This window comes from Streptomyces odontotermitis (assembly GCF_050510915.1).
Lineage (GTDB): Bacteria > Actinomycetota > Actinomycetes > Streptomycetales > Streptomycetaceae > Streptomyces.
Genome location: NZ_JBNJLS010000002.1, coordinates 933,669 through 959,253 on the forward strand (window position 1 = coordinate 933,669; position 25,585 = coordinate 959,253).

Sequence of the window (25,585 nt, forward strand, 5' to 3'; positions counted from 1 at the left end):
CATGTCCTGCACAAGGCGTGTCCTGGGCCAACATCCCGGGAATCCAGGAATCCAGGAAAGGACGTGACGATGGCATTGGTGAAGAAGGGGTCTCGCCGCATTACGGTCGACGGTGCCTCCTACCGCTGGAGGGTCCGCGGTAGGCCGACCTACGGCCAGGCCCTGGTGTGGTCCCCGCTCACCTACGCGGTCGAGCTCACGGACTCACCCGGCAGCGTCCTGGTGGTCACCACCAACCAGCCTCATCCGAGCAACTGGCTGATCGAGTCGGCGAGTTCGATTGTTCCTTCCGTGGTCGCCGACAGCATCCGCACCGCACGCATCAACGGCTGGGTCCCCGAGAAGCCCGGCTCTCCCTTCCACCTGGACCGGTCGGACGGCTTCGTCCAATCCGACTGACTCACCGCACGCGAGCCGAGGGCCTCACCGGCTCGTGGCCGGGGCGGCGCGCAGGCGGGGTCAGGGACGGGTTGCGGCGAGGGCTGCGGTGGCGGCCTTGGCGATCACGGGCGCGGCCTGGGTGGGGTCCTTGAGGCGGATCACGGTGGTGCCCGGCAGCGGGAAGGTGAGGGCGGTGAACGCGAGCCACAGCACCGGACATCCCGCCGTGCGGAGGGACTGGATGCGGTCGGCGGCGGTACGGGCCTGGCGGGCGGGCAGGCAGCCGTCGGAGGCGATCACCAACAGGCGCCCCGCGCCAGGGGTGTTGAGGGCGAGGCCACCGGTCAGGGCGTCGATGGCCTCGGTGAGGGCCTCGTAGTTGCCGCGCGCCGTGAAGGTGGCGACCTGGGTGGGCGCGCGGTGGGGTGTGGTGATGGCGGTGACGGCCTCGTCGAAGGCGACGGTGGCGCTGGCCGAGTCGGGGTCGGTCAGGGCGGTGGCCCGCGAAAGGATCCAGGCGGCCGAGGCGATCGGGCCTGTGGCCTCGTACATGGATCCGGAGACGTCGACGGCGATGCCTACGCGGAGGGGCGGGTTGGGTACGGCGCGGTGGGTGGTGCGGGTGAAGGGGGTGGCGGTCTGGGTGGCTCCGGCTGCGAGTTGGGCGTCGCGGGCCAGTGCTTGGCGCATGTTGAGGCGCCCGGGCGGCACGGGCGAGGCGGTGCGCGTCGCGGCGGATTCACGATAGGCGGCCGCCTTGAGTGCGCGGGCGAGTTGTCCGGCCGCCGTCTTCTCAGCCCGGGTGGGCGGGCGCTTCCCGGTGATCGGGGTGCGGGCCCGGCCTCGCCCGCCGACGGCATACGGGCGGGCGCCGGGCGCGAAGACCTGGTCGGCGGTCTTGTGCGCGCGCCGTACCGCTGCCCGTTCCGTCTCTCGTGCGGCGCGGGCCGCGGCGGTATGTTCGCGGGCTCGCCGTTCGGCTGCTTCTTGCTCGGTGACTGACGAGGTGACTTCGTCGAGTGCGGCGGCCAGGTGTCCGGCCGTTACTGCCGGGGCCATGCCGCCCGTGCCGTGTCGGTCACTTACTTCGCTGCTGAACTTCCCGCAGGCCAGGGCAGGTTCAGGCTGCTCGGGACTCACGTCCAGGGTGGTGCACCATGCGCGGGCGTGGTCCAGCATGGTCTGCTGGTCGTCGTCGGCGGTGGTGTGGGCGGCCTGCCAGATCCGTGTGAGGCGGTCGAGGGTGTCGGTGCCGAGTACGCCCTCGACGACGTCGCTCAGCGGGGCGGTTTCCGCCGCGTCCAGGATCCCGGCGTCCCGGCGGGCCAGGATCAGCGCGGCCGCGATGCCTGCCTGCCAGGCGCCGGTGGGGGCATCGGCATCGGCATCCGCTGTGATGGTGTCGAAGACGATCTCGCGTACGCACGAGCGCAGATAGCGGCGGTCGGCGGGGCGGCGCGCCAGGTGGGCGTATTCGGCGCGGGATTCCTCCAGCACCTGGGCTGCCTCGTCCAGCGCGGTGCCGCGCAGTTCGGGCGGGATGTTCCAGTGGGTGTGGGCGGCGTGTGCGGCCTCGTGGGTGAAAGCGCCCCAGGCCACCGGGTAGTTCTCCTCGTCTCCCGCCTTGGCCGGGTCGATGGCCGAGGGGTGGTGGGGCCGGAACAGGCGGCGCTGGATCTCCAGTTGGGCCAGTGCGGGGAAGAAGGCGGCGGGGGCGCCGGAGCGGGTGGAGGTCTCGCAGGTGACCACGATGTCGTCGCGGTCGGCGAGCTCGGGCAGGCGGGCGGCCAGGGCGGCGGCGATCCGGGCCCAGTGCGCCTCGTGGCGTCCGGGCGGGCCTTGCCAGAGCGGGGCTCCGTCGTCCTCCCAGCGGGCCAGGTCTCGTTCGTCGTCGGGTGCGGTCGGCAGTACGTGGGGGCAGGCGCGCATGGCAGTTCGTTCCCTTCACGGGGGTAGGGCAGTTGAGGGGCGGTGGCGGGGAGGCGAGTGCGGGTGCGGGCCCAGGGCGCGAAGGCGGGGAGGCGGGGGCGCCCCGGGCCGTGGCCTCAGAGTTGGCGACCGAGGGCCAGGGCGCTGACGTTCAGGCCGGTCGCGCTGGTGACGATCTCGGCGACGGTGTCCCGGTCTTCCAGGGGCGCGATGCCGACGAGGTTGGCGAAGGCCGCCTCCGCTCCGAGGACGTCGGAGATCTTCTGGAAGGCGATCAGTTCGCGGAGTTGGGGTGCCCAGCCGACCTCACCAGACTGCTGGCGGGTGGCGAGGTTGCGGGCGATCCGCACCGCCGACCGGTTGATCTTCAAGGCGGCGGCCAGGTCGTAGTCGGAGCCCACCTGGATCTGCATGCTGAACCGCGAGGCCAACGCTTCGGTGAGGACCGCGCCATGGACGCCGGGGTTGTGTCCGGCGATCACGTAGAAGCCGTCCTCGGCGGTGATGACCTCGCCCTTGTGGGCCTTGACCTGGATCTGACGGCGGCCGTCCATCGCGGGATACAGAGCGGCCAGCACCTTGGGGGAGATCAGGGTGGCGTCGTCCAGGAGCAGGGCCCGCCCTTCGCGCATGGCGGTCACCAGCGGCCCGTAGATGAACTCGTAGCCCCCGCCGTCCCGTTGGGTGTACTCCCCCACCAGATCCGAGGTCATCGTGTCCCCGTCCCCGGCCACGGTGATCAGGTCCGGGAAGGCCGCCTCGATCAGCGAGGTCTTGCCCGTGCCCGGCGGCCCGTACAGCAACACCGCCACGTTCGCCTCGCGCAGGCGCCGCAGCGCCTCCACGTCCGGCAGGCTCGCGAGTGATCGGGGGTGGTAGAGCTGGCCGTTGGGGCGGGTGATCGGGCCGGGGCGACGGCCGCCCGCCGCTCCGGCAGGGGCAGCGGCAGTTGGCTTGTCGACCGCTGCCCCCACGGCCTTCGGGGCTTTCGTGGTCTTCGTGGCCACGCCCGGCGGATCATCCGGCGGTGCGGCACGCGGCGCGGGTACGGGGGCGCAGGCCGCGGCCTTGGTGGACGGGGTCGCCCGGTACATACGGGGCTTGGAACCGAGCCGCTCCGCCTCGCCCCGCTCGACGAGGGTCTGGCACGCGTTGCCGACCGCCCCGCCCGAATGCCCCAGCATCTTGGCGAGTTCGCTGACGCTGTAGCTGCGGCTCTCGTTCGCGGCCAGGATCGCCGCGACCCAGGCCCGCAGCTCCCCGGGGCGGGCTTTCCCGCTCACGGGATCCGAGGCCACTGGCAGCGGTGCGGTGGCCGAGTGCTTTGGCGAGACCGGGGCGGGAGTTGAAGTGGGGGTCGAGGAGTGTGCGGGACCGGTCATCGCGCGGGCCTTTCGGGCAGGGGGCATCGATGCGGCGGGTCAATGCCGGGGAGGAAGGCGGGGGTTGGTGCAGCGTGTTGGTAGTGCCCGTGGCTCACCATCCCGGTGAGGGTCCCGGGGCATGGCGCATCGCGTCACGGACGAAAGGGGATTCTCACTGACCTGATCAACCCCGAATTTTCAGGGCTTTCAGATTTCCCGACCTTTCCGGGAACAATTCAAATATAGCTCGACCTGCACCACGACTGAAGCCGTATTCTGGCTTGATAATGCTGGAGTTCTCGTAAATCCACGACGGAAATTCAGGGGAATGCGCGGGGCTACGACGCAAGGCGTCGCGGCGCACGCCGCGCACGACGGATTCGCAGGAACGCGGCCGGGCAGCGGCCCACCGATTCGAGTGCACGCACGAACATCCACCCGGCCCGTCGCGCCCTGTTGGCCCGTCCGCCGTCCTTCAGTCGCAGGGCCGTTCGGGATCGGGTAAGGGGACGGAGAGAGATGAGAGGGGGAGGGAGGGGGGATAGACAGGAATGCGAGAGCCACCGGACAGTGCCCCGGCACCGCGAGGCAGCGGTGCGGATCGCACGGAGGGCCGGGCGCGGGTGTCAGTAGATCGGGTTGCTTTGCTGTACCGATATACAGTCGCCCTCGCCCATCGATGGCCCGCTGAGCAAGTGACCTGCGATTTCGCTGCGGTGGGGGTGTCGCATCCAAGGACGTACCCCGGTACGACGGGGGATTCGACGCCCGATACGACGGGGCAACCGCCACCCGAGCCACCAGGAAGGTCACCCCGGAACCCGGGGTACGGAACCGCCTGCCTTCGACGCCATACCGAGAGCTCTTCCGCACCACGCCGGAACCATCCCGGTAGCGCTGCACCTCTGCTCACAGAGTCTCAGTACGGTGCCATCACCAAGTCGCCGATCACCCGCAGCCCGACTTGTGCCGCAAGCCACGGCGCGCGTTCGGCCTCAACTTGCTTGACGTGGACGAACACCGTGTAGTCGGCCGCTGACTCCTGCAGGTCGAGGTCGCGGGCATGCGCGCACAGGGTGACGAACGCTCCGCGGGTGCCTCCCACCCCCATACCTATCTCCGGAGCCTCGGGCCAGGCATTGAAGTCCCACCGCACCGTCGCCGGGCTGTCGCCCACCGCTTTGAGGAACGGCTCCACGGTCTCCGGTGCCCCGGCCCAGCGGCGTAGCCAGATCGGCAAGTAGGCCGATGGCTCATCCCCCGCGTCTGAGGCGCCGTCCCTCTCCCCTTCCGCCCACCACTCGGCATCCGGCAGCACAGCCAGCACCTCCGACAAAGCGTGAGGCGAGGAGATCCGCGCATCGAAATCGACTTCCAGATCCGCCAGGTCGGCGAGCCCCAACAGCCTCTCAACGATGCGCAAACCCTCCGAGAGGTCCGCCGTTCTCAAGATGGGCTGCGCGTAGGAGTTGGACACGACGGACAGTGTGTCACTGCAGTTCATTCACCAGCTGCACTCGCAAGTGCACGCGATCACAACGTGGCCGCGAGTAGCTGTGGCACCAGAACCCGTCTCCGCGCTGGCTGGACTAGCAGTAGACAGGAAAGCACCGGTCAGCGCGGCCGTGAGTAAACCGACCGCACCTAACTTACGTAAGAACGCCATGAGTTGAACTCCCTAGCCTGCGTTGCAGTCACTGCACGCTCTGGTAGAGGCATCCGAAGCCGTCCACGTTCCGTCGCCCGGACGCCTGCCCCTCAGAGGGCGCCGCGCACGATCGCATTAGCGGCACGTGCTGAGACGACGGGACTCTGTTCACCGACGCCCTGGGAGTGGAGTTCGTCGCGATGCCCACTGCGCACCCCTCCCGGACGCACGCTCCGGCCGAGGCCCTGGTCCGTCACAGGCCCTGGCCCGTCGGCTGCGTATGCGAGCGTGCACGGAACGGGCCCTCCTCGGCGAAGGCGTGGGCTGCGAAGCGCTCGCCCATCCGTCGGTACGCAGCTGCAGAGGGGTGCAGCCCGTCGGGAAGGTCGTCCACATCGGCCGGGCCGAGCAGTTCGCGTCCGTCGAGGTGGTGCAGGTGAGGATCGTGTGCTTGCCGGACCTCCACGATTCTTGCCAGCTCGTCACGGACGACCTGCAGCGACAACGCCCCACGGGCCAGGTCGGCCGAGTCGCCCAGCGCTGTGATCCTCCCGTCCTGGCCCACCGCGATCGGGCCGGGATGCGCGTCGAGTGCCGGGCAGCTCACCGGGGAGATCACCAGCAGCGGGGTGTCCGGGTGCCCGTCCCGGATCGTGTCCAGGAATCCGTGCACCGCCGGGCCGAACGTCCGCAGTCGGAAGGTGGCCAGGGCCACGATGTTGACGCCTGTCTTGAGGCTGATCAGGTCGGCGGGCATGTCACGGATCGTCCGGGCGACATAAGGGTCCAGCATGTCGTTGCCCGGCTGGCTGAGGTTGGTCACCTCCACGCCCCCGAGCGTCGCCGCCACCACGGGCCAGGTGCCGGTGGGGCCGTCGGCTTCGAGACAGTGGCTGATGGAGCTTCCGTGGTGCACCCACAGGGGCCGACCTTCGGGCAGGGGCGCCAGGACCTCACCGTCGGCGCGGAGCGCCACCAGTTCCGTGGGGGTCTGCTGCGGCAGCCACAGCTCGACGTTCTTCATGCCGGTCGGCAGCCCGGCGAATCGTGCCGTTCCCGGCTTTCCCGGTATCAGTCGCTGCGCGGCCCCGGGGCCTGCCATCCGCATCACATGCCCCAACGGTGCGCGTCGGCGCCCGACAAGAGCACCGTTCACCGTGAGTTCCAACATCCCGGTCGGCCGAGGCTGAGGGTCACTGTCGAGCTGCCCCGTGCAGGTGAGGACCTCGAATTCGAGCACCTGCGCATCGGTGCGGAACGCCAGCCGCACGCCCGAGGGCATCACCGTTCCCCCGTAGACCGACGGGTCCTGGTACTGCTCCTTGGTCCACGCCGGCAGTCGGCGCGGCATCACCCCCGTCGGCGTCCGCTCCAGGTCCAGCGCGCCCCGTATCTCCACCGGCCCGCCCACTAACGGATATTCCTGCATTGCCACTTGTGACCGCTCCTCAGCTCTGGCCCGTCCGGCAGGTAGGTGCTCAGCCGGAGCCATCGGGCCTCCCCCAGAACCTAGGGCCTGGCCCTGTCTGCCCACCCCGTCGGGTCCGACCCACCCGGCCCGCACTGCTGACGCGCATCGGAAGACCTGGCCTGATCCGACGCGCATGGTCAGACAGCCAGCCCTGGGACACGGGAGACGCCGTACATACAGCGCCCCGGAGGTCACTGGGCCTCGCGGACCTCTTTTACGATCTGACGCTCCGAGACCGCTCCCGACGGAGCGGCTATGCGGAAAGGCTTGTCGAAGTCACTGAACGACTCATCGAGGTCTTTGGCCGGGTACGTGACCCGCAGCAGGAAGGGAGTGCCCTCGGCGGCGATGTGGAAATCGAGAGGCCCCCCTTCACGCTCGTACGTGATCCTGATGGTGGGCTGCCCACGCATTGCCCCCGACCTCTGAGTTGGGGTTGCCTCGGCAAGTTCGTCCAGGGAAGGCATCCGTTCCTTCAGCCACTTCCGCTGCGTCTTCGACTCGCACATCTGACGCATGAGCTTGAAGGCGGTGGCGTTGCGCTTCACCCAACGGTCTGCCATCACTTCCGCTCGCGTCGGGTCCTGCTTCGCCGCGGGTGCCATCTGGAGTGCTCCCTTGCTGCCTCGCGAGTAGAACGCGGAAGCGGTGATGACGAAGTCGAGGGAGTCCCTGCCCTTCCGGGCGTGTGCCTCGCATTCCGCTCTGCCACCATGCACTGTGCTGCGCAGGACAGTTGTTCCTTCAGTCCTCATTCGCCGAGTGGCACTCACATGGTCCTGGTCGAGCGTCACGTCGATGGCCTTGTTGATGAGTCTGGCTGCCTGGGCACCGCGCGACCCACCGCTGCCCGCCGACGCAGACCCGCTGGCTTCCGGCCTCTTCGGATTCCCTGCCTTGCTGCTCCCCTCGCTGTCGTCGGCGCCGACACCGCATCCGCCGAGCGCAATGAACGCGACGGCAGCCGCCGCGGTGGCCTTCAAAGGTCTTCGGACACGCCTGTCCGACATGGCGGTGATGCTAGACATCCAGTTCCCCCCTGGGAGCACGGCACGTAGTGGACCCATATTCCACCTTGCGTGATGCTTCATGTTCGTGGGGTGCCGACGGCGCGCAAGCCAGTCGAGGACGAGACGGTGTTTCAGGGCCGCTACCGATCCCCCACGAGCGACCGCAGCATGTCCCGCGTCTCCTTGTCGCTGGAGAAGAGGACCGTGCCCTGCATCCCCCGGGTGAGCAGCACCTTGTACGTGTTGCGGATCAAGTGCGCGAACTCGTCTTCGGGCGCGCGGGCCACGACGGTGTCCTTGCTCTCCTTCTTGTTGGCGACCCATACGCCGTCACGCCACACCAGGTCGGGGCCGAAGATGACGCCGTTCCAGTCGTACTCGAAGCCCTGGGCGGTGTAGATGCAGCCGACCTGGGAAAACCCGGCCGCGTCGGTGGCCCACAGGTTCTTGGACGGGTAGCCGCCGATCGACCGGTCCCCTTGGACGTTCCAGGGGCGTTCCCAGTCCCATTCAGGAAGTTTGACGTCATTGACGAGCCCGACGAAGTTCTTGTGGTCGTCGACGACGGGTTCGCTCCACCCCCAGCAGAAGCCGGCCGTCATCCGGGACTGGTAGCCGGCCTCCTGATGGGAGCGCAGGATCGCCTCCAACTCCTGCGGCGTCTCGGCCACTTGGAGCTTGAAGTTGTCGTCGCCCTCCCATGGGGCGGGGCCACCGGGTGCGAGGCCGAGCAGGCGCAGCACCCACTCCTCGTACGCGCGGCTGCCGCCGCACCGGAACTGGCCGTCGAGGTTGACGTGCCGCACGGTGAGTCCCTTGGTCTTGGCGGCGGCGTCGATCTCGTCGACCGTGCCCATCTCACCGGGCCGTACGACCTGGTGCTCGTCCAGGAGGAAGACGGGGACGCGGGCGGCGTCGAGGAGTTCCTCGATCTGGCGGCGGTTGCTGCGCTTGTTGCGGGGTGTGAAGCGGTGGTTGGACGACTCGCGGATGCGGTGGGCCTCGTCGCAGAGCAGCACGTCGAAGCCGTTCTTCTCGACGTGGGTGAAGTTGTTGAAGTACCGGAACAGCTTCTGGATGCGAGAGGTGCCCCGCCCGGCGACCTTCTGCAACGTCGTGGTGAAGGACTTGGAGCCGGTGGCGTGCACCGCTGTGATGTTGCCGCGGTACAGCTCGCCGAGGAGTTCCAGCGCGATGACGCTCTTGCCGGAACCCGGGCCGCCGGTGACGACGATGACTTCCTTGAAGTCCGACTGCTTCGCCTTGCGTACCGCGCGCATGACCAGGGAGTAGGCGACCTGCTGGTCGTTGAGGAGGTTGAACTGTCCGCGTTCCTTGATCTCCTCCGCGGCAACGGCCATGAGCTGCTTGCTCGGCGCGATGGCCTCCGGGTGCAGCGCGTCGGCCGCCTCCGCACCGGAGACGGGGGCGAGACGCTCGCTGAGGTACTTCTGGAACTTGCCCTTGCTCGACCCGGTGAACAGCTGCCCGTATGTGTCCGAGGCGAGGTCGAAGAGGTGCTCGACCTCGAAGTCGGTGGCGTTGTGGAGGTAGGCGGCGCCGCCGATGCGGTGTTCGTGTCCGTGCAGCGACTTGGTGAAGTCGGCGATGTGGTCGCAGTAGCGCCGCACCTGCGCGACGGGGTGGAGCCGGGCGACATTGCCCATGCCCTTGACGGTCACCAGGTCCTCGGCGTCCGGCACAAGGTTCGCCTCGGTCCATTGCTTCAACTCGACGACGACGTACGAGGGTTCACCGGTCGTCGGGTGCGCGCCGGCCAGCAAGGCGTCCACGCGGTAGCTCGACAGCGGCACCGGATATTCGACGAGCACCTCGACGTCGCCGAGTCCCGCGTCGATGAGGGTATTGGCGAGAGCGGGAAGACTGTTCCGCCAGGCCCGCTGTTCGCTCACGCCCGCCTCATACCCGTAGGCGGAACGGAATTGCGTGGCGACATTGTCGACCAGAGTGTTGGCGACAGCTTCCTTTACGAGTGCGCGAGCCGACATGCGCAGCAACGACACGAGGATCCCCAGGCAGCACGAAGAGACGTGTGCGGGTGGGGGCGTGTCTGCGTACGTGGTGCAGAAGCCCGGCGGGCCGCGAGAACTGCAGTCACTCTATCGGGTGGCCTGTGGGGATGGTGGTGACGAGGCCGCCGGGCACCGCTGTCGGACGGGATCAACGGGCCCGGGTCACCGACGCCCGGGCCCTCGCCGATCCCATGAGCCCATGGGGCCCTGGGGCCACGGCGCTGCCGATCAGAAGGTTGCGCAGGCAGCGCCCCTGGGCCCCGTCACGAGCCACGAGAAGACCTTCCGTGTCTTCGGTCCATAGAGGCCGTCGGCGGGCGAAATGCGATGGTTCTGCTGCAGCTTGGCGACCGCATTCTTGGTGCCACCGCCGTAGATGCCGTCGATGGGGCCAGGGTTTATGGAGCCGCAGCGTTTGATGGAGTACTGGAGCGCCTTGACCGCGGAGCTGCGGTTTCCCGGGCCCAGTTGACAGTTCAGGGAGCCATTCGACGCCGCGGCCACGGGGCCCGAGAAGTCCTGGGACCACTTCTTCACGGTCTTCGTGCAGATGGGGGTGGCGGCGTGGGCTTGGCCGGCCGTGACGGTCATCAGGCTGGATGCGAGAAGGAGCGAGCCGCATCCGGCAACGGCTAAGCGACGGGCGCCGGTGAGAATGGACATGCGTGTGCCTCCATGAGGGTCGTGGCGCAGTGGACGAAGCGGAGCTCCAACGCCCAGCCGAGCCCGGAGCCTCCGGTGCCGGTGGTCAGTCGGCGTCGAAGTACCCATGCAACGTATGGGTGTTCCTTGCTCTGTCGCGTCAACCGTGGGATTGAAGTGAGGTCTCAACCCAGGGGTTCAGCCGGGGTAAACCATCGCTGTACGACACGCGGCCTAGTTGGATGCGGCGGCGAGTGGCCGCACCAGGCCCGATTCGTAGGCGAGGACCACTGCCTGAGCGCGGCTGCGCAGTTCCAGTTTCGTCATCGTGTGGTGGAGGTGGGTCTTGACCGTCGCCTCGCTCACGACGAGCTCAGAGGCGATCTCGTCGTTGGCCAGTCCCCTTCCCACCAGCCGCAGGACCTCTGTTTCGCGCATCGTGAGCTGCTCCAGGGCCCCGGGCCGAGCGGCGGGCGCCCCTGAGCGCGATGCGAACGCCTCGATGAGGCGGCGGGTGACAGATGGGGCGAACAGCAGGTCGCCCGAGGCGATGGCCGAGACGGCGGAGACGAGGCGCTCCGGGGGCGTGTCCTTGAGGAGGAATCCGGAGGATCCGGCCCGCAGCGCTGCGAAGACGTACTCATCAGTGTCGAAGGTCGTCAGAATGACGATCCGGGGTGACGGGGCGGACGGAGTGGACTGGGCCAACGGGGTCGACGGGGTAGACGGAGTCGGCGGATTGGTCTGACGAGCCAGGATGCGCTCGGCCGCCGTGATGCCGTCCATCCCGGGCATTCGGATGTCCATCAGGATGACGTCGGGACGGTGTTCCAACGCGGTCGCCACTGCCGTCTCCCCGTCCGCGGCCTCCAGGACGGACGTGAAGCACGGGTCTGTTCGCAGGATTGCCGCGATCCCCGCTCGGATCAGATCTTGGTCGTCGACAACGAGAACTACGGTCATAGCCGGGTGCTCCCCCTGAGTTTCCACCGCGGTCAAGCGTTCTTCGTCACCTGCCGTACGGCGGTGGTCGGAAGGGAGAGCAGGACCTCGAATCCCCCTTCACGCCGAGCACCGGCAGACAACGTACCGCCACAGATCCTGGCTCGTTCCCTCATCCCGATCAAGCCATGTCCGGACCCTTCGGGAGAAATGGCCGATTCCGCTGTGCCGGAGCCGTCGTCGCACACGGTGATGCGCAGCTCGTCGGGAAGGTAGGTGACGGTGACCACCACCCGTGCCCCGCGCGCGTGCTTCAGCGCGTTCGTCAGAGCCTCCTGGACAACGCGGTAGGCGCAGAGCTCCAGCCCTTGTGACAGCTGGTAGGGCTCACCATTGGTGTGGAGTTCGACGTCGACACCAGCCGCCCCGACCCGGGCGGTCAGGCCGCCGAGTCCGTTCAGCGCGGGTGTCGGGGCCGGTGGCGGTGCGTAGTCGTCGTCATCGAGGTCGACGCGGAGGACGGAGAGCATCCTCCGCAGATCGCTGAGGGCATCGCGGCCTGCGTCCGCGATGTTGTCCAATGCCTCCCGCGCGGTGTCGGGGGCGGACGTGAAGACGTATCTACCGAGGCCGGCCTGGACGGTGATGACCGACATGTGGTGGGCGACCACATCATGCAGCTCTCTGGCGATACGTATGCGCTCGTCCACCACCGCGCGCCGCGCGTGTTCCTCCCGCTCATGCTTCAACTGCTGGGCAAGTCGCCTGAGTTCATGATTGCGATCGGCGAGTGTGCGCTGGGTGCGGCCGAGGAAGAGCGCGATGAGAGGGATCAGCGCAGCTTGTCCGACGGCCATGAGCAGCGGGAGGCGGCCTGCCAGGCCGCTGTGGAGGATCGCAGCGAAGGTCAGCAGCGAGCCTGCCGCGCAGAACCGCAGATCGCGCCTGGCCGCGAGGCTCACGAGGCCGACCATGGGGGCGAACCAGTTCACCGTCGGCTGGTATCCGAGGCCCAGATAGAGGGAGTACGCCGCGCAGGTGGCTGCCAGGACAACCAGGGGCGCGGCCCTGCGCCACACGATGGGGGCCGCCACCAGGCAGGTGAGCAGCACCGCCCATACGTCGAAGGGCTCCCATCCCGCCGGGTGGTACTGAAGCCCGGCGACGCAGCCACCGGCCGCAATAGCGAGGGCGATCACGACATCGAGTGCCCGTTGCCGTCGACCGACCGGCCACGCGCCAAGCACCGACCATCTCTTCACGACCACCCCAGCGGCCTTCTGCATGCCCACTGCTCGACGTTAGGGCGCGAGGTGAAGCGGTGTCGTCAACCCTCAGGTTGAGAGATCACTTCAACCGCTGGTGCGACCGGAGTCGCCTGTGTGAAGCGGCAGTTGCACCCAGATCTCCAACTGGCCGTTGAAGACGCCCTCCGAGCCTCGCACCTAGCCTCCTTGCTGTCCGGGCGGCCGGTCGAGCCAGCGTCGAGCCAGCGCCGCCTCGTCCTCCTCAACATGGAAGGGACGACCATGCAGATGCAGTTGAAGAAGACGTACGCGGCCCTGGGAACGCTCATGCTGAGCGCCGGGCTTGCCGCGGTGCCGACCGTCGCCTCGGCACAGGATTCCGCCGACTCCGGCCGTGCCGGCGGCCGGGATACGGTCGCGGTGGCGAAGCTCAGCCACGGGCAGGCGGCCGCCCGATTCCGCAGCGCCGGGATCAAGTGGAGGTCCAGCGGCGGCTGTTCGGACCGGGGACGCGCCAACTGCACGTCCTTCACCCAGCTCAACCTGGCCACCGCACGGGGCGCCATCACTCTGAAGAGCTCCTCGCGCTGCGCGCTGACCATCACTGGGGGCACCGAGACCGGACACGCGAGCGGCCGGTACAGCCACTGGAACGGCTACAAGCTCGACTTCAGCCCGACCAGCTGCCTCACCAACCACATCAAGCGGAACTTCACCCGCATCGCCGACCGGGGTGACGGCGCCAAGCAGTGGAGGGCGGGCTCCGGCAACATCTACGCCCGCGAGAGCAACCACTGGGATGTCACCTTCTACAACTGCGGTGGCTGCTGATGTCCGCCTTCCGCCGACGCGCGACGACGTTCGCCGCGGTCGGGGCGGGCGTCCTGGTCCTGGTGGGCGCGAGCGCCACCGCCGCGCAGTCGAGCACGATCTCCACGAAGGCGAGCGCGACCGCCAGGCAGGCGAGTCCGAGGGTCTCGGCCGGTTGCACCTACCCGTACGCGTGCCTCTACATGGGCGAGACCGAGACCGGCCGCTACAAGGACATCACCAGAGGCTGGCAGACCCTCAGGGCGAGCAGGGGCGCGGAGTACATCGTGAACACGCGCAGGGACGACGGCGTGCGCCTCCACTTCACCAACGGACAGACCAAATGCATCAAGCCGTTGGCCAACGCGGTGCACCTGACGCCCTACGGAACCGTCGACAAGCTCCAGATCACGGACTCGCCGCGGTGCGCCACGTGACCCGACGCGGCCGGATATCCGTGGCGGCTTCTGCGGTGTCCGCCATCGCGCTGATCACCTCTCTGGCGACCGTCAGCGACGCCTCCGCCCACGACCGCCATAGCCGCTATGAGAGCTACGACCGCGCCTTCTACCCCACCCAGTCGTCGGGCAACCGGGGTACGGACGTGGCCGCCCTCCAGCATCTCCTGACCGCAGGGGGTCAACAGGCTCCCGCCGACGGCGCGTTCGGGCCTTCTACCACGACAGCGGTCAAGCGGTTCCAGTCCTCCCACGGCCTCCCCGCCGACGGCATCGCCGGCCCCGCCACCTGGGCGGCGCTAGCGGTCACCGTCAAGCAGGGGTCGTCCGGACCCGCCGTACGCGCGTTGCAGTCCGAACTCAACGCCAAGATGGCCGCCGGGTTGCCGGTCGACGGGGTCTTCGGGGCGGGCACCGTGAGCGCCGTGAAGCGGTTCCAGACCAAGGCCGGCATCGCGCCGGACGGCATCGTCGGCCCGGCCACCTGGAAGAACCTGCTCTGGCACTACGAGCCGGTCGCCTTCGGCCCCAACAACCTGTGCGACCAGGACCCGGACGGCAACACGGCCGCCAACTGGGGCACCGCCGCGGCCGTGGCCCAACTGGAGGTGGCCGCACGGAAGTTCAAGGAGGCGGGCCGGGGCAAGGTGCCCGTCGGTGACCTGGGGTGGGAGCTCGGGGGTGACATTCCCGGGCACGCGAGCCACGAGCAGGGCCTGGACGCCGACATCTGGCCCGTCCGGAAGGACAACGCCCAGTGCACCGCGGGGCGCATCACCTGGCGGTCGCCCGCCTACGACCGGGCAGCCACCCGGGACCTGGTCAAGGAGATCCGCCGCGCCGCTCCCGGTCACGTCAAGACCGTCTACTTCAACGATCCGCAGCTCATCTCCGAGGGCCTCACGGCCTCGTACCCCAATCACGACAACCACCTGCACGTCCGCTACTGCGAGGCGGTGCATCCGAACCCGGACCCGGACGCGGACTACCGCTGCTGAGCGCACAGCTCCCATAGGCCACCGCACCGCCTGCGGACGGGAGCCGGAACTACTCCTCCCCCCTTGGACGGGAGCACTCTTCGACCCCTGGACGGGAGCACTTCTCGACATGACCGCGATCCGCAAGCTCTGCACGGCTCTGCTCGTCCTGGCCGGCGCCGCGAGCGGCCTGTCCGTCACCACCGCTCCGGCCGCCGCGTCCGCGTCCGCCCAGCACGGCTGCGCCTGGCCGAACGTCTGCTTCTACAAGACGGACGCCGACTGGCGCCGACAGAGCCCGACCGCGACGTACAAGGACATGACCCCCAAGTTCCAGCCACTGGGGTCCCGTAGCCGGGGCTCCGACTGGATCCACAACTCGCGTAACGACGATCGGGCCCTCGTCCGGTACACGTTCGGCGGCTCGAAGGGCCAGCTGTGCCTGGAGCCGCACCAGAACGTCAGCCTCAGCGACCACACGACGGTGACCTCCATCAAGATCGAGGACTCCGCGAGGTGTTGACGCCCCATCGCTCATCACCTGCCCGCCTCAGTTCAGAACGAAAGGCAGCGAACCCGCATGATCACACGCACCAAGGCAGCCCTCCTCGGTACGGGGATGGCCACCGCTCTGAGCCTGCTGGCCCTCACCCCCGCACCGGCCACCGCGGCCACCTCGGCAGCCGCGTCCGCGTCCGCCCAGCACGGCTGCGCCTGGCCGAACGTCTGCTTCTACAAGACCAAGGCGGACTACAACCGCGGCCGCGTGGCCGCTTCGTACAAGGACATCACCAGCCGGTTCCAGACTCTTGGCCCGCAGAGCCGCGGCGCCGACGTCATCTACAACACCCGCAAGGACGACCGGGTCGTGCTGCGTCTTCTGAACCACGGGCAGTCATACGTCGCCTGCATGAAGCCCAAGGAGGTCGACGAGTTCGGCCCAGGGCTCACTGTCATCGGAGTCATGATCCAGGACAAGTCGAACTGTCCTCCCACGCCCTGACCGGCCACGGCCGACTGCAACGACCCGCCCTGCCACGGCCTGACCTGCCACGCGGAGGGCCGCCCCCACGGGCGGCCCTTCGCGAACAGCTGCGCCACCACCCCGCTTCGAGAGGAATGAGGAATCCCGATGAAGAAGCAGATGAAGAAACACACGGCGGCCCTGCTGGGCACCGGAGCACTCCTCGCCGGTGGACTGATGACCGCGACGCCCGCGTCGGCGGCGTCCCCCGCCGCCAGCTGCCACGGCGCGTCGTGCAACGGCCGCAACCCCGCCACCACGACCTGTCAGAACGACGCGCGCACCGTGGCGGTCGGAACGGGCCCGCGCAAAGCGATGGAGCTGCGCTACAGCCCGTCCTGCCGCGCCGCCTGGGGCCGCTTCCGCCTGAACGCCCCCGCGGGATCGAAGATCGAGATCAAGAACAACCAGGGCAAGAAGTACACCACCCGCGGCAGTGGCCGGTTCTACAGCGTCATGGTCAATGACAAGGACGTCAAAGCCTGGGCCTGCGGCTACTGGCAAGGCCAGACGGATTGCACGAAGGCGTACTGACGCGCCCCTCTGACGTAACAGGGTCCCTCTGGCGTACTGACGCCGCCTCCCTGCCCCAACCAACCAACCACCCACCCACCCACCCACCCACCGAGGAGTCTCCATGTCCAGAGGAACCTACCTGCGAGGAACCCGCCTGCTCTGCGCCGTCGCCATGGGCACCGTCCTGCTCACCGGGGCGCCGGTGGCCGCAGCCACGGCATCGGCCCCTGACACACAGGCTGCCGGCTGCGCCACGTCGCGCCCCTTCCTGTCGGCAGGCGACCGCGGCACCTGCGTCAGCTATCTGCAGCGCAAGCTCAACGACCGGGGTCACTACGGGCTCACGGTGGACGGCGCCTTTGGCAGGGCCACCACGCACGCTGTGAAGAGCTTCCAGTACGCCTGCGGTTTCCGGGGCCACGAGGTTGACGGCCTCGTGGGCCCCCGCACCTGGGCCGGACTGATCGACAAGTCCTGCCTCTGACCGCGCTCAGAGACCGGGGGTGTCCTGTCCCAGCCCCCGGCGGATCGCGATCTCCACGGGTGAGTACGCGCCGTCGGCCCGCTCCAGTTCGTACGGTCCGGTCGGCATCAGCGGCGGCTGGGCCATGAAGCGCGGCCGCGCCCCATGGTGCGGTTGCGCCGCGTGCACCAGGAACGGATGGCACAGGAAGACGTCGCCCGGGGACCCGGTGGCGAGAGCGACCGGACGGTGGTCGGACGCCGCCACCAGGTCGGGCGCGAGGTCCAGCCCGCTGGCCCCGTCCTCCCCGTACTTCTCAAGCACCTTCGGCACGTCGAGGTGGGAGCCGACCCGGATCCGGGTCGGTGCGTCGTCCGCACCGACCTCGCTGAACAGGAACAGCATCAACAACGCCCGCCCCCTCGATCGCAGATTGGTGAAATACCAGCTCTCGCCCTCCGGCAGATAGCTCCCCTCGATGTGCCAGCCCGCGTCGTCCGGCTCCTCCTCGTGCGGGAAGCGCAGCGGGAACGTGCCCAGCGAGTAGCGCGGCTCCCAGCGTCCCGCGCCGACGAGCAGGTCGTACGCGCGGTGCAGGGCCGGGGAGTTGGGCGCGGCGGCGAACGGCCCCTGCCCCATGCCGGGCACCCAGTGCACGGGCTGCGTCCACGTCGCCGGATCGTCCGGGTCACAGCCCGTCTCGCGCCATAGCAGCCGGGTGCAGTCCGCGGCCACGCGCGGCGCGACGGCGCCCTCCAGCTTCACGAAGCCGTCGCGGAGGAACCGGGATACCAAGGTCGTGTCATCCATGCCCCCAGCGTGCGGCGCCACCGCCCCCGATCGCCCGATATTCCCCGCACCACATTTGTCGGGTGTCCACCGAGCCGCCGCTTCGTTCCCTCTGGAAGAACCCCAGGCGTGCGTCAATCGCCCCCCAGAACACGATCCTTCAGAACACGATCAAGTGCCGCCCGGCCTACAGGTCCCCAGTGCGGCTTGCCGCCGGGAAGGCCCCGATCCCCGTTCTGCCCCATGAGCATCAGGAAGAGGCACTTCATGGCGGCCAGCCCGCGGGCACGCCGGATCGCCGCGTCGTCTGCACGCGCGTACGTGTCGAAGAAGCGCGAGGCCGTGCCCTCGGGCAGCAGCACCCACGCGGCGGCGAGGTCCCAGGCCGGGTCACCGGCGAACAGGTCACCGAAGTCGACGATGCCCGCGAGCGTCCCGCCGGAGACGACGACGTTCGCGGGATGGAGGTCACCGTGCACCCACACCGCCGGGCCCTCCCACGCGGGGGCCGCAACAGCGTCGTCCCAGACGGACCGGACACCGTCGACAGCGATGCCGTCGAGGGCAACGGCCGCGAGGAAGCCCTCGAAGCCGTCCGTGCAGTTCCGGGGATGGGCACCGCGGTCCGTAGGAATCGGCGCCTCGGCGGGCGCGGGCACATGGAGCGCCCGGAGGAAGCCCGCCAGGGTGTCGGCCGCGTGGTCGCCGCGGCTGATCACACCGTGGTCCAGCGGCTCGCCGGGAACCCACGTCATCACGGTCCAGTGCTTGGGGAAGCGCTCGGACGGTTCGCCGAACCGCACCGGGCTCGGCACAGGCAGCGGCAGCCGCGGGGCCAGCACGGGCAGCCACCGCCGCTCCTTGAGCTGCAGCTCCGGGGTGCGGTCCATGCGCTGCATACGCACGACCAACTCGTCCCCGAGGCGCCACATTTGATTGCCCCAGCCGCCCGCCACCTCGCGGATGGCCAGCCCTGCAAGGTCTGGATGCTGCTCGTGCAACAGGTCACGGACCAGGTCCGCGGTGATCTCGATCTCGGCGTCGGTCATGCGAAGCCACAGTAGTGACGCGAGAGGCGGGAGGCGGGAGGCGGAGCGGCCTCAGGGTTCATAGAGGTGGTCCGTGCACATCTTGGTGCCGCTGACGTGGCTCACTCAGGCGTCGGCGTCCAATCCGAGGGTGGTGACTCGACGAGGTCGAGCTCCTCATCCACATAGATCTCCCCGCCGGCCCGAGGGAAAGCGACCAGGAGTTCACCAGTGGAGATACGGGCGAGGACCTCCCCCACCGGGTCTTCCGGGTGATCGGTCTCCTCTCGCGGCATGACCAGGTCCCCCTCGACGAAACGTCGCCGGGGACCGGAGGAACTCGTCGGTCGCTCTTTGCCAGACATGAATCGCGCCCCTTGTGGTCGACGTACACACATCGTGCGCTTCGCCGGCCCGCATCCGCCTCTGACCGCTGGAGGGAAGACTCGCTGTGGTGGCCATGTGCACCTCTCCAGTGCGGCGCGAGCGCTCACAGCCGTCGCACCGGAAATGATGCTGCCCATGAATGATCCCCAGCACGGCACACGTGGGCTCTCGCTACGGCTGGTCCCGATGACCGGACGTGATCCGGAGGAACACGGCCGGGTCTCCTCCCCTCTGGAACTGCTCTTCGACCTGACCTTCGTCGTCGCGGTCGGCACCGCGGCGTCCCAGTTCGCCGAGATGGTCGCCGCAGGGCATGCCGGGCAGGCGGTCACCGCCTTCGTGCTGGCGATGTTCGCGATCAGCGTCGCCTGGATCAGCTTCAGCTGGTTCGCCTCCGCCTTCGCCACCGACGACTGGCTCTACCGCGCCCTGACGATGCTGCAGATGATCGGCGTCGTCGTCTTCTCGCTCGGCCTCCCGGCGATGTTCCACTCCGTCGAGGAGGGCGGGCACCTCGAACTGCGGGCCATGGTCATCGGGTACGTCGTGATGCGGATCGCGATGGTGCTCCAGTGGCGGCGCGCCGCCCGCGAGTCCCCGCCGTTCCACGACGTCGGCATGGCCAACATCCGCTGGACGGTGATCGCCCAGGCCGGCTGGATCGTAGTGGCCTTCACCCACTGGCCGATCGCCGCCGTCTTCGTGGCGTTCGGCGTCCTCGGCGCCCTGGAGCTCGTCCTGCCGGTGCTCACCCAGGGCTCCGCGGACGGTACGCCCTGGCACCCGCACCATGTCGCCGAGCGGTACGGCCTGTTCGCGATCATCACGCTCGGAGAGGGCGTGGTCGGCACGGTCGCCTCCTCCGGCGACCTCCTGGGCGGCGGGGACGGCACGCACTGGACCTGGAACGCGATTGCCGTCGTCGTCGCCGGCGTGGGCCTGACCTTCGGCATGTGGTGGGTGTACTTCGCGACGCCGTTCGGCGACATCCTGGTCCACCGCCGCAGCCGCGGGTACCTCTTCGGCTACGGCCACATCCCGCTGTTCATCGGCGTCGCCGGGGCCGGGGCGGGCCTGCACGTGGCGGGCCTGTACATGGAACACCACGCGAAGATCTCCGGCACGGCCGTCGTCCTCGCCCTGGCCCTGCCCGTCGGCCTCTACCTCCTGATGGTCTACCTGCTCCACACTCTGCTGGTCTCCGCAGGCGACCGCTTCCACCTGCTCCTGATCTCCCTCACCGTCGCAGTGCTCCTTGCCGCGGTGCTGCTGGCCGTGGCCGGTGTGTCCGTTGCGGTGTGCTTGCTCGTGGTCATGCTCGCGCCGTTCGTCACCGTGCTCGGTTACGAGACGATCGGCCATCGCCATCAGCAGCAGATGCTGGACCGGCTCAGTACTCAGTAGGCGGTAGGCCGTACGCAACGGACGGTAGCCACTGGGCAGTAGCTCGTCCGTCGACAGCGGAGTTCGCCGGTACGGACGGCGCGCTCCGTTCGGTTCACCTGGAGGCGACAGGAGCTCTGATGGTGGGCTCTGACTCGATGTGGAGTTCAGTGAGGTTCCGCTCGACGCCTCCCCTGCGGTCGGCGCACCAGGCGGAAGCCCATCGCATGGTGGAAACACACCTCTTAGCCTGCTCGCATGGGATTGGACATGACGTTGCTGGCCGTCGACTGGGGGCGGCTGCAGGAGATACCACCCCGGGAGCGCAAGACACGACTGCTGGAGTTGGACTTTCCCGACGACGAGGGCAGCGGGAACTTCGACCGGGGACTCGTCTGGCCCGTTGAGGCGGGTACACACTGGTGCGCCGAGTACGAGTTCTGCACAGGGCTGGGTTCATACAAACCGCACTTCTGGGCGGGTGAAGCCTGGGACGACACCCGCGAGTTCACCGCCCCCGTCTTGCGTGCCGCCTTCGACGAGTTCCTCGACGGTCTGATCTGGCATGACCTCGATTCGGAGAACCTCGATGTCGAAGGCGACCTGTTCCCGCCTTGGGACGGGAACGAGGCGGTCTCTCTGTTGGTTCTGTGCACACCGCAGCAGGTTGCCGTCCCGGCCCGCTCCTGGTCACGGGCCGTGCCTCACTTGGAAGAGCTCCGCGAACCGTTCGCCCTCCACGCCGCCGGACGGTCCAACTGGATGGAGACCTTCGACGCCTTCGCCTCTCTGCTGCGCAACTGGGGCGACGTGATGGGCGAGGCCCAGCAGCGCGGCTGGGGGTTGGTCGGCTTGCCGTACTGAGCCGCATCAACGGAACAGCGCACCCTTTACGTTGGTCAGTTGAGGTTGCCCTCCATGCCACTGTAGATCTCCGTGGCCTCGCAGAAGGCGAGCCCAAGGTGTTCGGCTACGCCCATCGCCTCATCGATCTTCTGCAGGTCGAGTGCGTCGCATTTCAACACGTCGCGGTGACGCGCCAGATGAACGCGAGCGCCAGGCACTGCGCCCGCGGCCACCAACCCGCCGACGGTGTAGTTGCTCACGATGGTGGCAGGCGGCTCCGCCCACTCCAGGTCGGCAAATTCCTCACGCAACAACCCGGTGAGCACTGTCGGCACAGTAAAGCCTTCCGCGCTGACTTCGACGTCCCGGCACAATTGGGTGGGCCAGGTGTAGCCCCTGGACATCCATCCCGGCAACAGGGCAGCGGCGAACTCCACCATGCAGTACGGCACTTCACGGGTCAGGAGACCGGCCGCGTCGAACTCCCTCCCATCCCCGGAACGCCGGACAATACGCTCCCCGGACCGAAGAGCGATCGCTGCTCCGCGCAGCATGCGCAGCGGCGTGGCGAATGCATCGGCGATCACTGTGTCAGCGGGCAGCTGCCCGCTCTCATCGGGCCGGATCTGCCTGGGCAGGGTCGGGTCGAGACGGCAGAGCATCTCCCTGGCGAGGGCATCGACGCCGTCGCCGGAGGCGGCGAGGTAGCGCTGCATGTCCTCGGCGATCTGATCTGGTGCATCGGCGACGATGAAGAACGGCCTTCCCCACACGTGCAGATGCGCATCGAACAGAAGCCCCTCGTTGTCGAGGGCGTAGTCCTGAGCACCCAGCGCCCACGCCTTGGCACGGAAACGCGTCTTACGTATCTCAACTGCCCGGGCAATCAGGTCGTCGATGCCGTGATCGTCCCCCTGACCGGCGAGATAGGGCAGCAGCCGGTTCTCGATGAGGGGGAGGTCAATGGGGTGGAAGCTCGTGTCGAAACCCATGGTCCGCGACCCTATCGGGCAGCACTGACATGCCTGAACAGTGGCTTGCTGTGCTGACTTGGCCCTACCGTGCGAGCGTGCGCTACTCAACGAGGGCCTGGTTCAGGACGAGTACCCCGACTTCGTTCGGGCGGGTCGACCTACGGACCTCTCACCCGATGGACACCCCTGGTCCCCTTTGAGGGGTGGTCTCTGGCGTCCCCCGGAAAGGGCCCTGGTTGCGGGCTCTGGCTCGAGGCCGAGTTCGGTGAGGTGCCGTTCGAGGCGGCTGTAGGTGTGCCGGGCGGCTTCGTGGCGGCCTGCGGCCTGGTAGAGGCGGATGGTGTGTTGGGCTAGGCGTTCGTGGTCGGGGTGGATGGTGCTCAGTTGTTCCAGGAGTGTGAGGACGGCGTCCCGTTCGTGTGGCTGGGCGTCGGCGCGCTCGGTCTGGCGGGCCAGGCGGAGGGCGGCGTCGCTGGCCTTCATGGCGAGGTGTTCGCGGATCGCGTCGGCCCATAGGTAGTCGCTTCCTTGAGCGAAGGGGCCTCGGTAGTGGGCCAGGGCGGCTTGTACTGCGGAGAAGGTGTCCCGCTGTGCGTCCTTCTTTCCGGAGACGGGAGTGGGGAAGGCTTCTTTCAGGCTGGTGCTGAAGTCGGCGAGGTCGGTTTCCACGAGTTCGGGGTGGAGTTTGTGGAGTTCTCCCTGGAGGAGGACGAATTCCTGGGCGGTGATTCCGGTGGCGGAGCGGAGGGCGCGGCGTACGGCGCGGCGCAGGTTCTTGAGGGCGTTCTGGTCGGTGCCGGGTTCGAGGTGGAGTTTGTCGGCGATGTCGGAGGCGAGGAGTCCGGTGGGGTGGGCGGCCAGGAGGGCGAGGAATTCGTGGACCTCGCTTCGTAGGTTGGTGCCGATGGGGTCTTGGTGGCCGCGGGCGTAGAGGGTGATGGGGCCGAGGACGTGGAGGCGTACGGGCTTGGTCTGCTGTGTCGTCCTCGGTGTGTCGAGTGTGTACGGGTGGGGCGGGGGTGAGGGGAGGGCGGGGGTGTCGTCGTCCTGCTCGGGTTGAGGCTGGGGTTGGGGCGGGGGCTGGGGTTCTGGGTGTTTGGCGGGAGGTGGGGTGTGGGGGTTCGTGGCGGCGGGAGGTGTGGGGGTCGGTGGTGGCGTGTGGTGCGGGGTGGGTCGGGGGTGTGGGCGGGGGTGCTGGCCGTGGGCGGTGAGGAGTACGTCGGTTACGTCGCGTCCGGCCTCGGGTGTGAGGTTGAACAGCCTTAGAGGGGTGGGGTGTTGGGGATGCCAACTGTGTGCGTCGGGGTGGGTGGTGGTGCCGCCGAGGGCGATGTGCCAGGTGGTGGCGCCGGGTAGTGGTGTGTGGAGGGCGAGGATGATCAGGGTCGCTGGGTGGCTTCGGGCGGCGAGGGCTTGGAGTTGTCCTGTGTGCGTGGCGTCCGGTGTGGTGAGGAGGAGCAGGGTGCCTGGGGTGGTGGGGTGCGCGGGGGCGGTTGTTGGTGGTCCGGGGAGTGTGTGGGGAGCGAGGGTGCTCTCTTGTTCGTCGCGGGTGCGGGCGTGGGTGATGAGGTGTTGTTCGGCGGCTTGGATGGCGTGGGCGGTGTCGGTGGTCTGCGTCAGGGCCGTGAACTGATGGGGCAGTCCTGGCAGTAGGTGTTCGGTGAGCGCTTCGGGGGCGATGGCCGTGACGCGCGCGGTGTCGGGGCGTTGGCGTTCGGATGCGGTGAGAATGCCGATGAGTAGGGCGCGGGCTGCGTCTTCGGCGCCGGGGCCGGTCCAGGTGCAGCCGCCTGGGAGGGCGAGTTCGTCGAGTGGGACTTCGGTGCCGTCTCGTTCGCCGATGGTGACCGTGTCGGTGGTGTGGGGTGGTCGGGGTGGGGTGCGGTGGGTGATGAGGGCGTCGGGGTCGTGTGGGAGGCGGGGGCGTGTGGCGGCGTGGGCGGCTTGGGCTGCCTTGTCGACCAGCGGGCTGAGGGTGGGGGGTGGTGTCTGCTGGTGCGGGTCGTGTTGTCGGTTGCTGTGCCAGTACCAGTAGCGGCGGGCGGCCAGGAGGCCGGCGGCTGCGGTGATGCCGATCAGGCCGGCCTCGCCGAGGCCGATGGAGGCTGAGCCTCGGCGGGTGTCGTGTGTCTGGGAGCTGGGCTTGTCCTTGGCTGTGGGCCGTGTGGGGGTGCGGTCACGTCCGTGGTGGTGGTCGGTGCCGGTGTCCTCGGTGTCCCGGGGGTCGTCGGTGTTCTGGTTGGGGGTTGGCCGCGTGGGGGGCGTTTCGGTGGGTGGCGCCTTTGGGGTGGTGGGTGTGGACGGTGTTGCGTCTGGGGCGGGTTCAGGCGCGGGTGGGATGAGCTTGGGTGGGATGGGGGTCGGGCGAGCCGGGGGCGTGGGGGCGGCGGGGATGGTGAGGTGCCAGCCGGGCCTGATCAGGTCCGGGTCGGTGAGGCGGGTCCCGTCGTCTTGGATGCGGTCCTTGTTGAGCGCGTAGATCCGCGGCCACTTCAGCGCGTCACCCAGGTGCTGTTGCGCAATGTCCCACAGGGTGTCGCCTTCGGTGACCGTGTAGTCGATGTGCCGGACGTCCACCGCCGGGGCGTCGGGGTCGTCACGCTCGTCTCCCGGTAGGGCGGTTGCGATTCCCGGACGGGCCGCTTCGGCTACTGCGGCCGCCGTGGCCTCGGCGGAGGAGATGGAGGTACGAGAGTCCGTGGGGAAGTGCGGTGCCGTGTGAGTGAAAGGTGGCTGCGACTCGCCTACGGCGAGGGGCTGTTGGGCGCTGGCCACTGTCGGCCGCCATAGGCCGATCAGGGCGACTACGAGGGTGCCGATACACAGGGCTGCCAGTGAGCCCTTCACCGTCAGGGTCGCCAGGTGCTCGTCGTGTGTGTGGCGGTCGCGCAGCAGTTGCGGCAGGTGGCTGGCGTACCAGAGCGTCTCGCGGATGACGGTGCCGGTGAAGGCCGCCCAGCACGCCCAGCCGACCACGGCGAGCAAGTCGATCATCAAGGGATCGCTGACCGGCTGCGCGAGCCTCTCCCCCAACTCGCCGAGGGAGGTGATGTGTTCGGGCCAGGGGATGCCGGTGGCCTGCCAGAGCACGTAGGGCAGTCCGGCCAGCAGGGCGAGCGTGAGGGCCAGGGTGGCGCTTGCGGTGAGGGCCGCGGTCAGGCGCTGGCGCAGCTGGGGAGGGTGCATCGTTCGACGCCTTCGTTCTCTTCGCCCGGTGACCTGGATGCCTGGAGGTGCCTGGTGGCCTGGAGGTGCCCCGGCGC

The 25,585-nt window shown here is 68.6% G+C and carries 23 protein-coding genes; 10 read left to right on the forward strand and 13 right to left on the reverse strand.

Features of this window, described 5'->3' with window-relative positions:
* Positions 1–69 precede the first annotated feature (69 nt).
* Positions 70–399, forward strand: a complete 330-nt coding sequence (locus tag ACQB60_RS10365; protein WP_496925555.1) for a hypothetical protein — start codon at positions 70–72, stop codon at positions 397–399.
* Between the two features lie 60 nt (positions 400–459).
* On the opposite strand, the gene ACQB60_RS10370 is transcribed toward ACQB60_RS10365, so the two are convergent.
* The 9 genes from ACQB60_RS10370 to ACQB60_RS10410 all read right to left on the reverse strand — a co-directional run bounded on the left by ACQB60_RS10370 (position 460) and on the right by ACQB60_RS10410 (position 12,706).
* Positions 460–2,310, reverse strand: coding sequence for a vWA domain-containing protein (locus ACQB60_RS10370; protein WP_496925556.1), 1,851 nt, complete (start codon positions 2,308–2,310; stop codon positions 460–462).
* 116 nt (positions 2,311–2,426) lie between these two features.
* Positions 2,427–3,494 carry an AAA family ATPase gene (locus ACQB60_RS10375; protein WP_496925666.1) on the reverse strand — a complete coding sequence of 356 codons (1,068 nt, stop codon included), beginning with the start codon at positions 3,492–3,494 and terminating at the stop codon, positions 2,427–2,429.
* A 1,099-nt stretch (positions 3,495–4,593) separates the two neighbouring features.
* The gene (locus ACQB60_RS10380; protein WP_496925557.1) at positions 4,594–5,151 is read right to left on the reverse strand and encodes a hypothetical protein; all 558 of its coding nucleotides are present in this window, start codon (positions 5,149–5,151) and stop codon (positions 4,594–4,596) included.
* A 424-nt stretch (positions 5,152–5,575) separates the two neighbouring features.
* A complete protein-coding gene (locus ACQB60_RS10385; RefSeq protein WP_496925667.1) occupies positions 5,576–6,751 on the reverse strand; it encodes an SGNH/GDSL hydrolase family protein in 1,176 nt (391 codons plus the stop codon).
* A 233-nt stretch (positions 6,752–6,984) separates the two neighbouring features.
* The gene (locus ACQB60_RS10390) at positions 6,985–7,803 is read right to left on the reverse strand and encodes a hypothetical protein (protein ID WP_496925558.1); all 819 of its coding nucleotides are present in this window, start codon (positions 7,801–7,803) and stop codon (positions 6,985–6,987) included.
* A gap of 140 nt (positions 7,804–7,943) precedes the next feature.
* Positions 7,944–9,812, reverse strand: a complete 1,869-nt coding sequence (locus tag ACQB60_RS10395) for a DNA/RNA helicase domain-containing protein (protein WP_496925559.1) — start codon at positions 9,810–9,812, stop codon at positions 7,944–7,946.
* A 252-nt stretch (positions 9,813–10,064) separates the two neighbouring features.
* Positions 10,065–10,499, reverse strand: a complete 435-nt coding sequence (locus ACQB60_RS10400; protein WP_496925560.1) for a peptidoglycan-binding domain-containing protein — start codon at positions 10,497–10,499, stop codon at positions 10,065–10,067.
* 213 nt (positions 10,500–10,712) lie between these two features.
* Positions 10,713–11,441, reverse strand: a complete 729-nt coding sequence (locus ACQB60_RS10405) for a response regulator (RefSeq protein WP_496925561.1) — start codon at positions 11,439–11,441, stop codon at positions 10,713–10,715.
* A 32-nt stretch (positions 11,442–11,473) separates the two neighbouring features.
* On the reverse strand, positions 11,474–12,706 hold the full coding sequence (locus tag ACQB60_RS10410; protein WP_496925668.1) for a sensor histidine kinase: 1,233 nt from the start codon (positions 12,704–12,706) through the stop codon (positions 11,474–11,476).
* A 228-nt stretch (positions 12,707–12,934) separates the two neighbouring features.
* Here ACQB60_RS10410 and ACQB60_RS10415 point away from each other — a divergent pair, with 228 nt between their 5' ends.
* The 7 genes from ACQB60_RS10415 to ACQB60_RS10445 all read left to right on the forward strand — a co-directional run bounded on the left by ACQB60_RS10415 (position 12,935) and on the right by ACQB60_RS10445 (position 16,936).
* Positions 12,935–13,498: a hypothetical protein gene (locus tag ACQB60_RS10415; protein WP_496925562.1), complete on the forward strand. Its 564-nt coding sequence runs from the start codon at positions 12,935–12,937 to the stop codon at positions 13,496–13,498.
* Positions 13,498–13,914, forward strand: a complete 417-nt coding sequence (locus tag ACQB60_RS10420; protein ID WP_496925563.1) for a hypothetical protein — start codon at positions 13,498–13,500, stop codon at positions 13,912–13,914. The genes ACQB60_RS10415 and ACQB60_RS10420 overlap by 1 nt, the downstream gene beginning before the upstream one ends.
* On the forward strand, positions 13,911–14,933 hold the full coding sequence (locus tag ACQB60_RS10425; protein WP_496925564.1) for a penicillin-insensitive murein endopeptidase: 1,023 nt from the start codon (positions 13,911–13,913) through the stop codon (positions 14,931–14,933). Before ACQB60_RS10420 ends, ACQB60_RS10425 begins: the two co-directional genes overlap by 4 nt.
* Positions 14,934–15,042: 109 nt before the next feature.
* Positions 15,043–15,435, forward strand: a complete 393-nt coding sequence (locus ACQB60_RS10430) for a hypothetical protein (protein ID WP_496925565.1) — start codon at positions 15,043–15,045, stop codon at positions 15,433–15,435.
* 57 nt (positions 15,436–15,492) lie between these two features.
* Positions 15,493–15,915 (forward strand): hypothetical protein, encoded by a 423-nt coding sequence (locus ACQB60_RS10435; protein ID WP_496925566.1) that lies wholly within the window; start codon positions 15,493–15,495, stop codon positions 15,913–15,915.
* Between the two features lie 129 nt (positions 15,916–16,044).
* Positions 16,045–16,470, forward strand: a complete 426-nt coding sequence (locus ACQB60_RS10440; RefSeq protein ID WP_496925567.1) for a DUF2690 domain-containing protein — start codon at positions 16,045–16,047, stop codon at positions 16,468–16,470.
* Between the two features lie 103 nt (positions 16,471–16,573).
* On the forward strand, positions 16,574–16,936 hold the full coding sequence (locus tag ACQB60_RS10445; RefSeq protein WP_496925568.1) for a peptidoglycan-binding domain-containing protein: 363 nt from the start codon (positions 16,574–16,576) through the stop codon (positions 16,934–16,936).
* A gap of 6 nt (positions 16,937–16,942) precedes the next feature.
* Here the strand turns inward: ACQB60_RS10445 and ACQB60_RS10450 are convergent, their stop codons facing one another.
* Positions 16,943–17,725: a phytanoyl-CoA dioxygenase family protein gene (locus ACQB60_RS10450; protein ID WP_496925569.1), complete on the reverse strand. Its 783-nt coding sequence runs from the start codon at positions 17,723–17,725 to the stop codon at positions 16,943–16,945.
* Between the two features lie 113 nt (positions 17,726–17,838).
* A complete protein-coding gene (locus ACQB60_RS10455; protein ID WP_496925570.1) occupies positions 17,839–18,753 on the reverse strand; it encodes an aminoglycoside phosphotransferase family protein in 915 nt (304 codons plus the stop codon).
* Between the two features lie 552 nt (positions 18,754–19,305).
* Between ACQB60_RS10455 and ACQB60_RS10460 the strand changes: the two genes are divergently transcribed.
* Positions 19,306–20,523 carry a low temperature requirement protein A gene (locus tag ACQB60_RS10460; RefSeq protein WP_496925571.1) on the forward strand — a complete coding sequence of 406 codons (1,218 nt, stop codon included), beginning with the start codon at positions 19,306–19,308 and terminating at the stop codon, positions 20,521–20,523.
* Between the two features lie 237 nt (positions 20,524–20,760).
* On the forward strand, positions 20,761–21,366 hold the full coding sequence (locus tag ACQB60_RS10465) for a hypothetical protein (protein WP_496925572.1): 606 nt from the start codon (positions 20,761–20,763) through the stop codon (positions 21,364–21,366).
* Positions 21,367–21,401: 35 nt separating this feature from the next.
* Here the strand turns inward: ACQB60_RS10465 and ACQB60_RS10470 are convergent, their stop codons facing one another.
* Entirely contained in the window at positions 21,402–22,340 is a 939-nt protein-coding gene (locus tag ACQB60_RS10470; protein ID WP_496925573.1) for a hypothetical protein, read from the reverse strand.
* Between the two features lie 102 nt (positions 22,341–22,442).
* A complete protein-coding gene (locus tag ACQB60_RS10475) occupies positions 22,443–25,508 on the reverse strand; it encodes an AfsR/SARP family transcriptional regulator (protein WP_496925574.1) in 3,066 nt (1,021 codons plus the stop codon).
* Positions 25,509–25,585 lie beyond the last annotated feature (77 nt).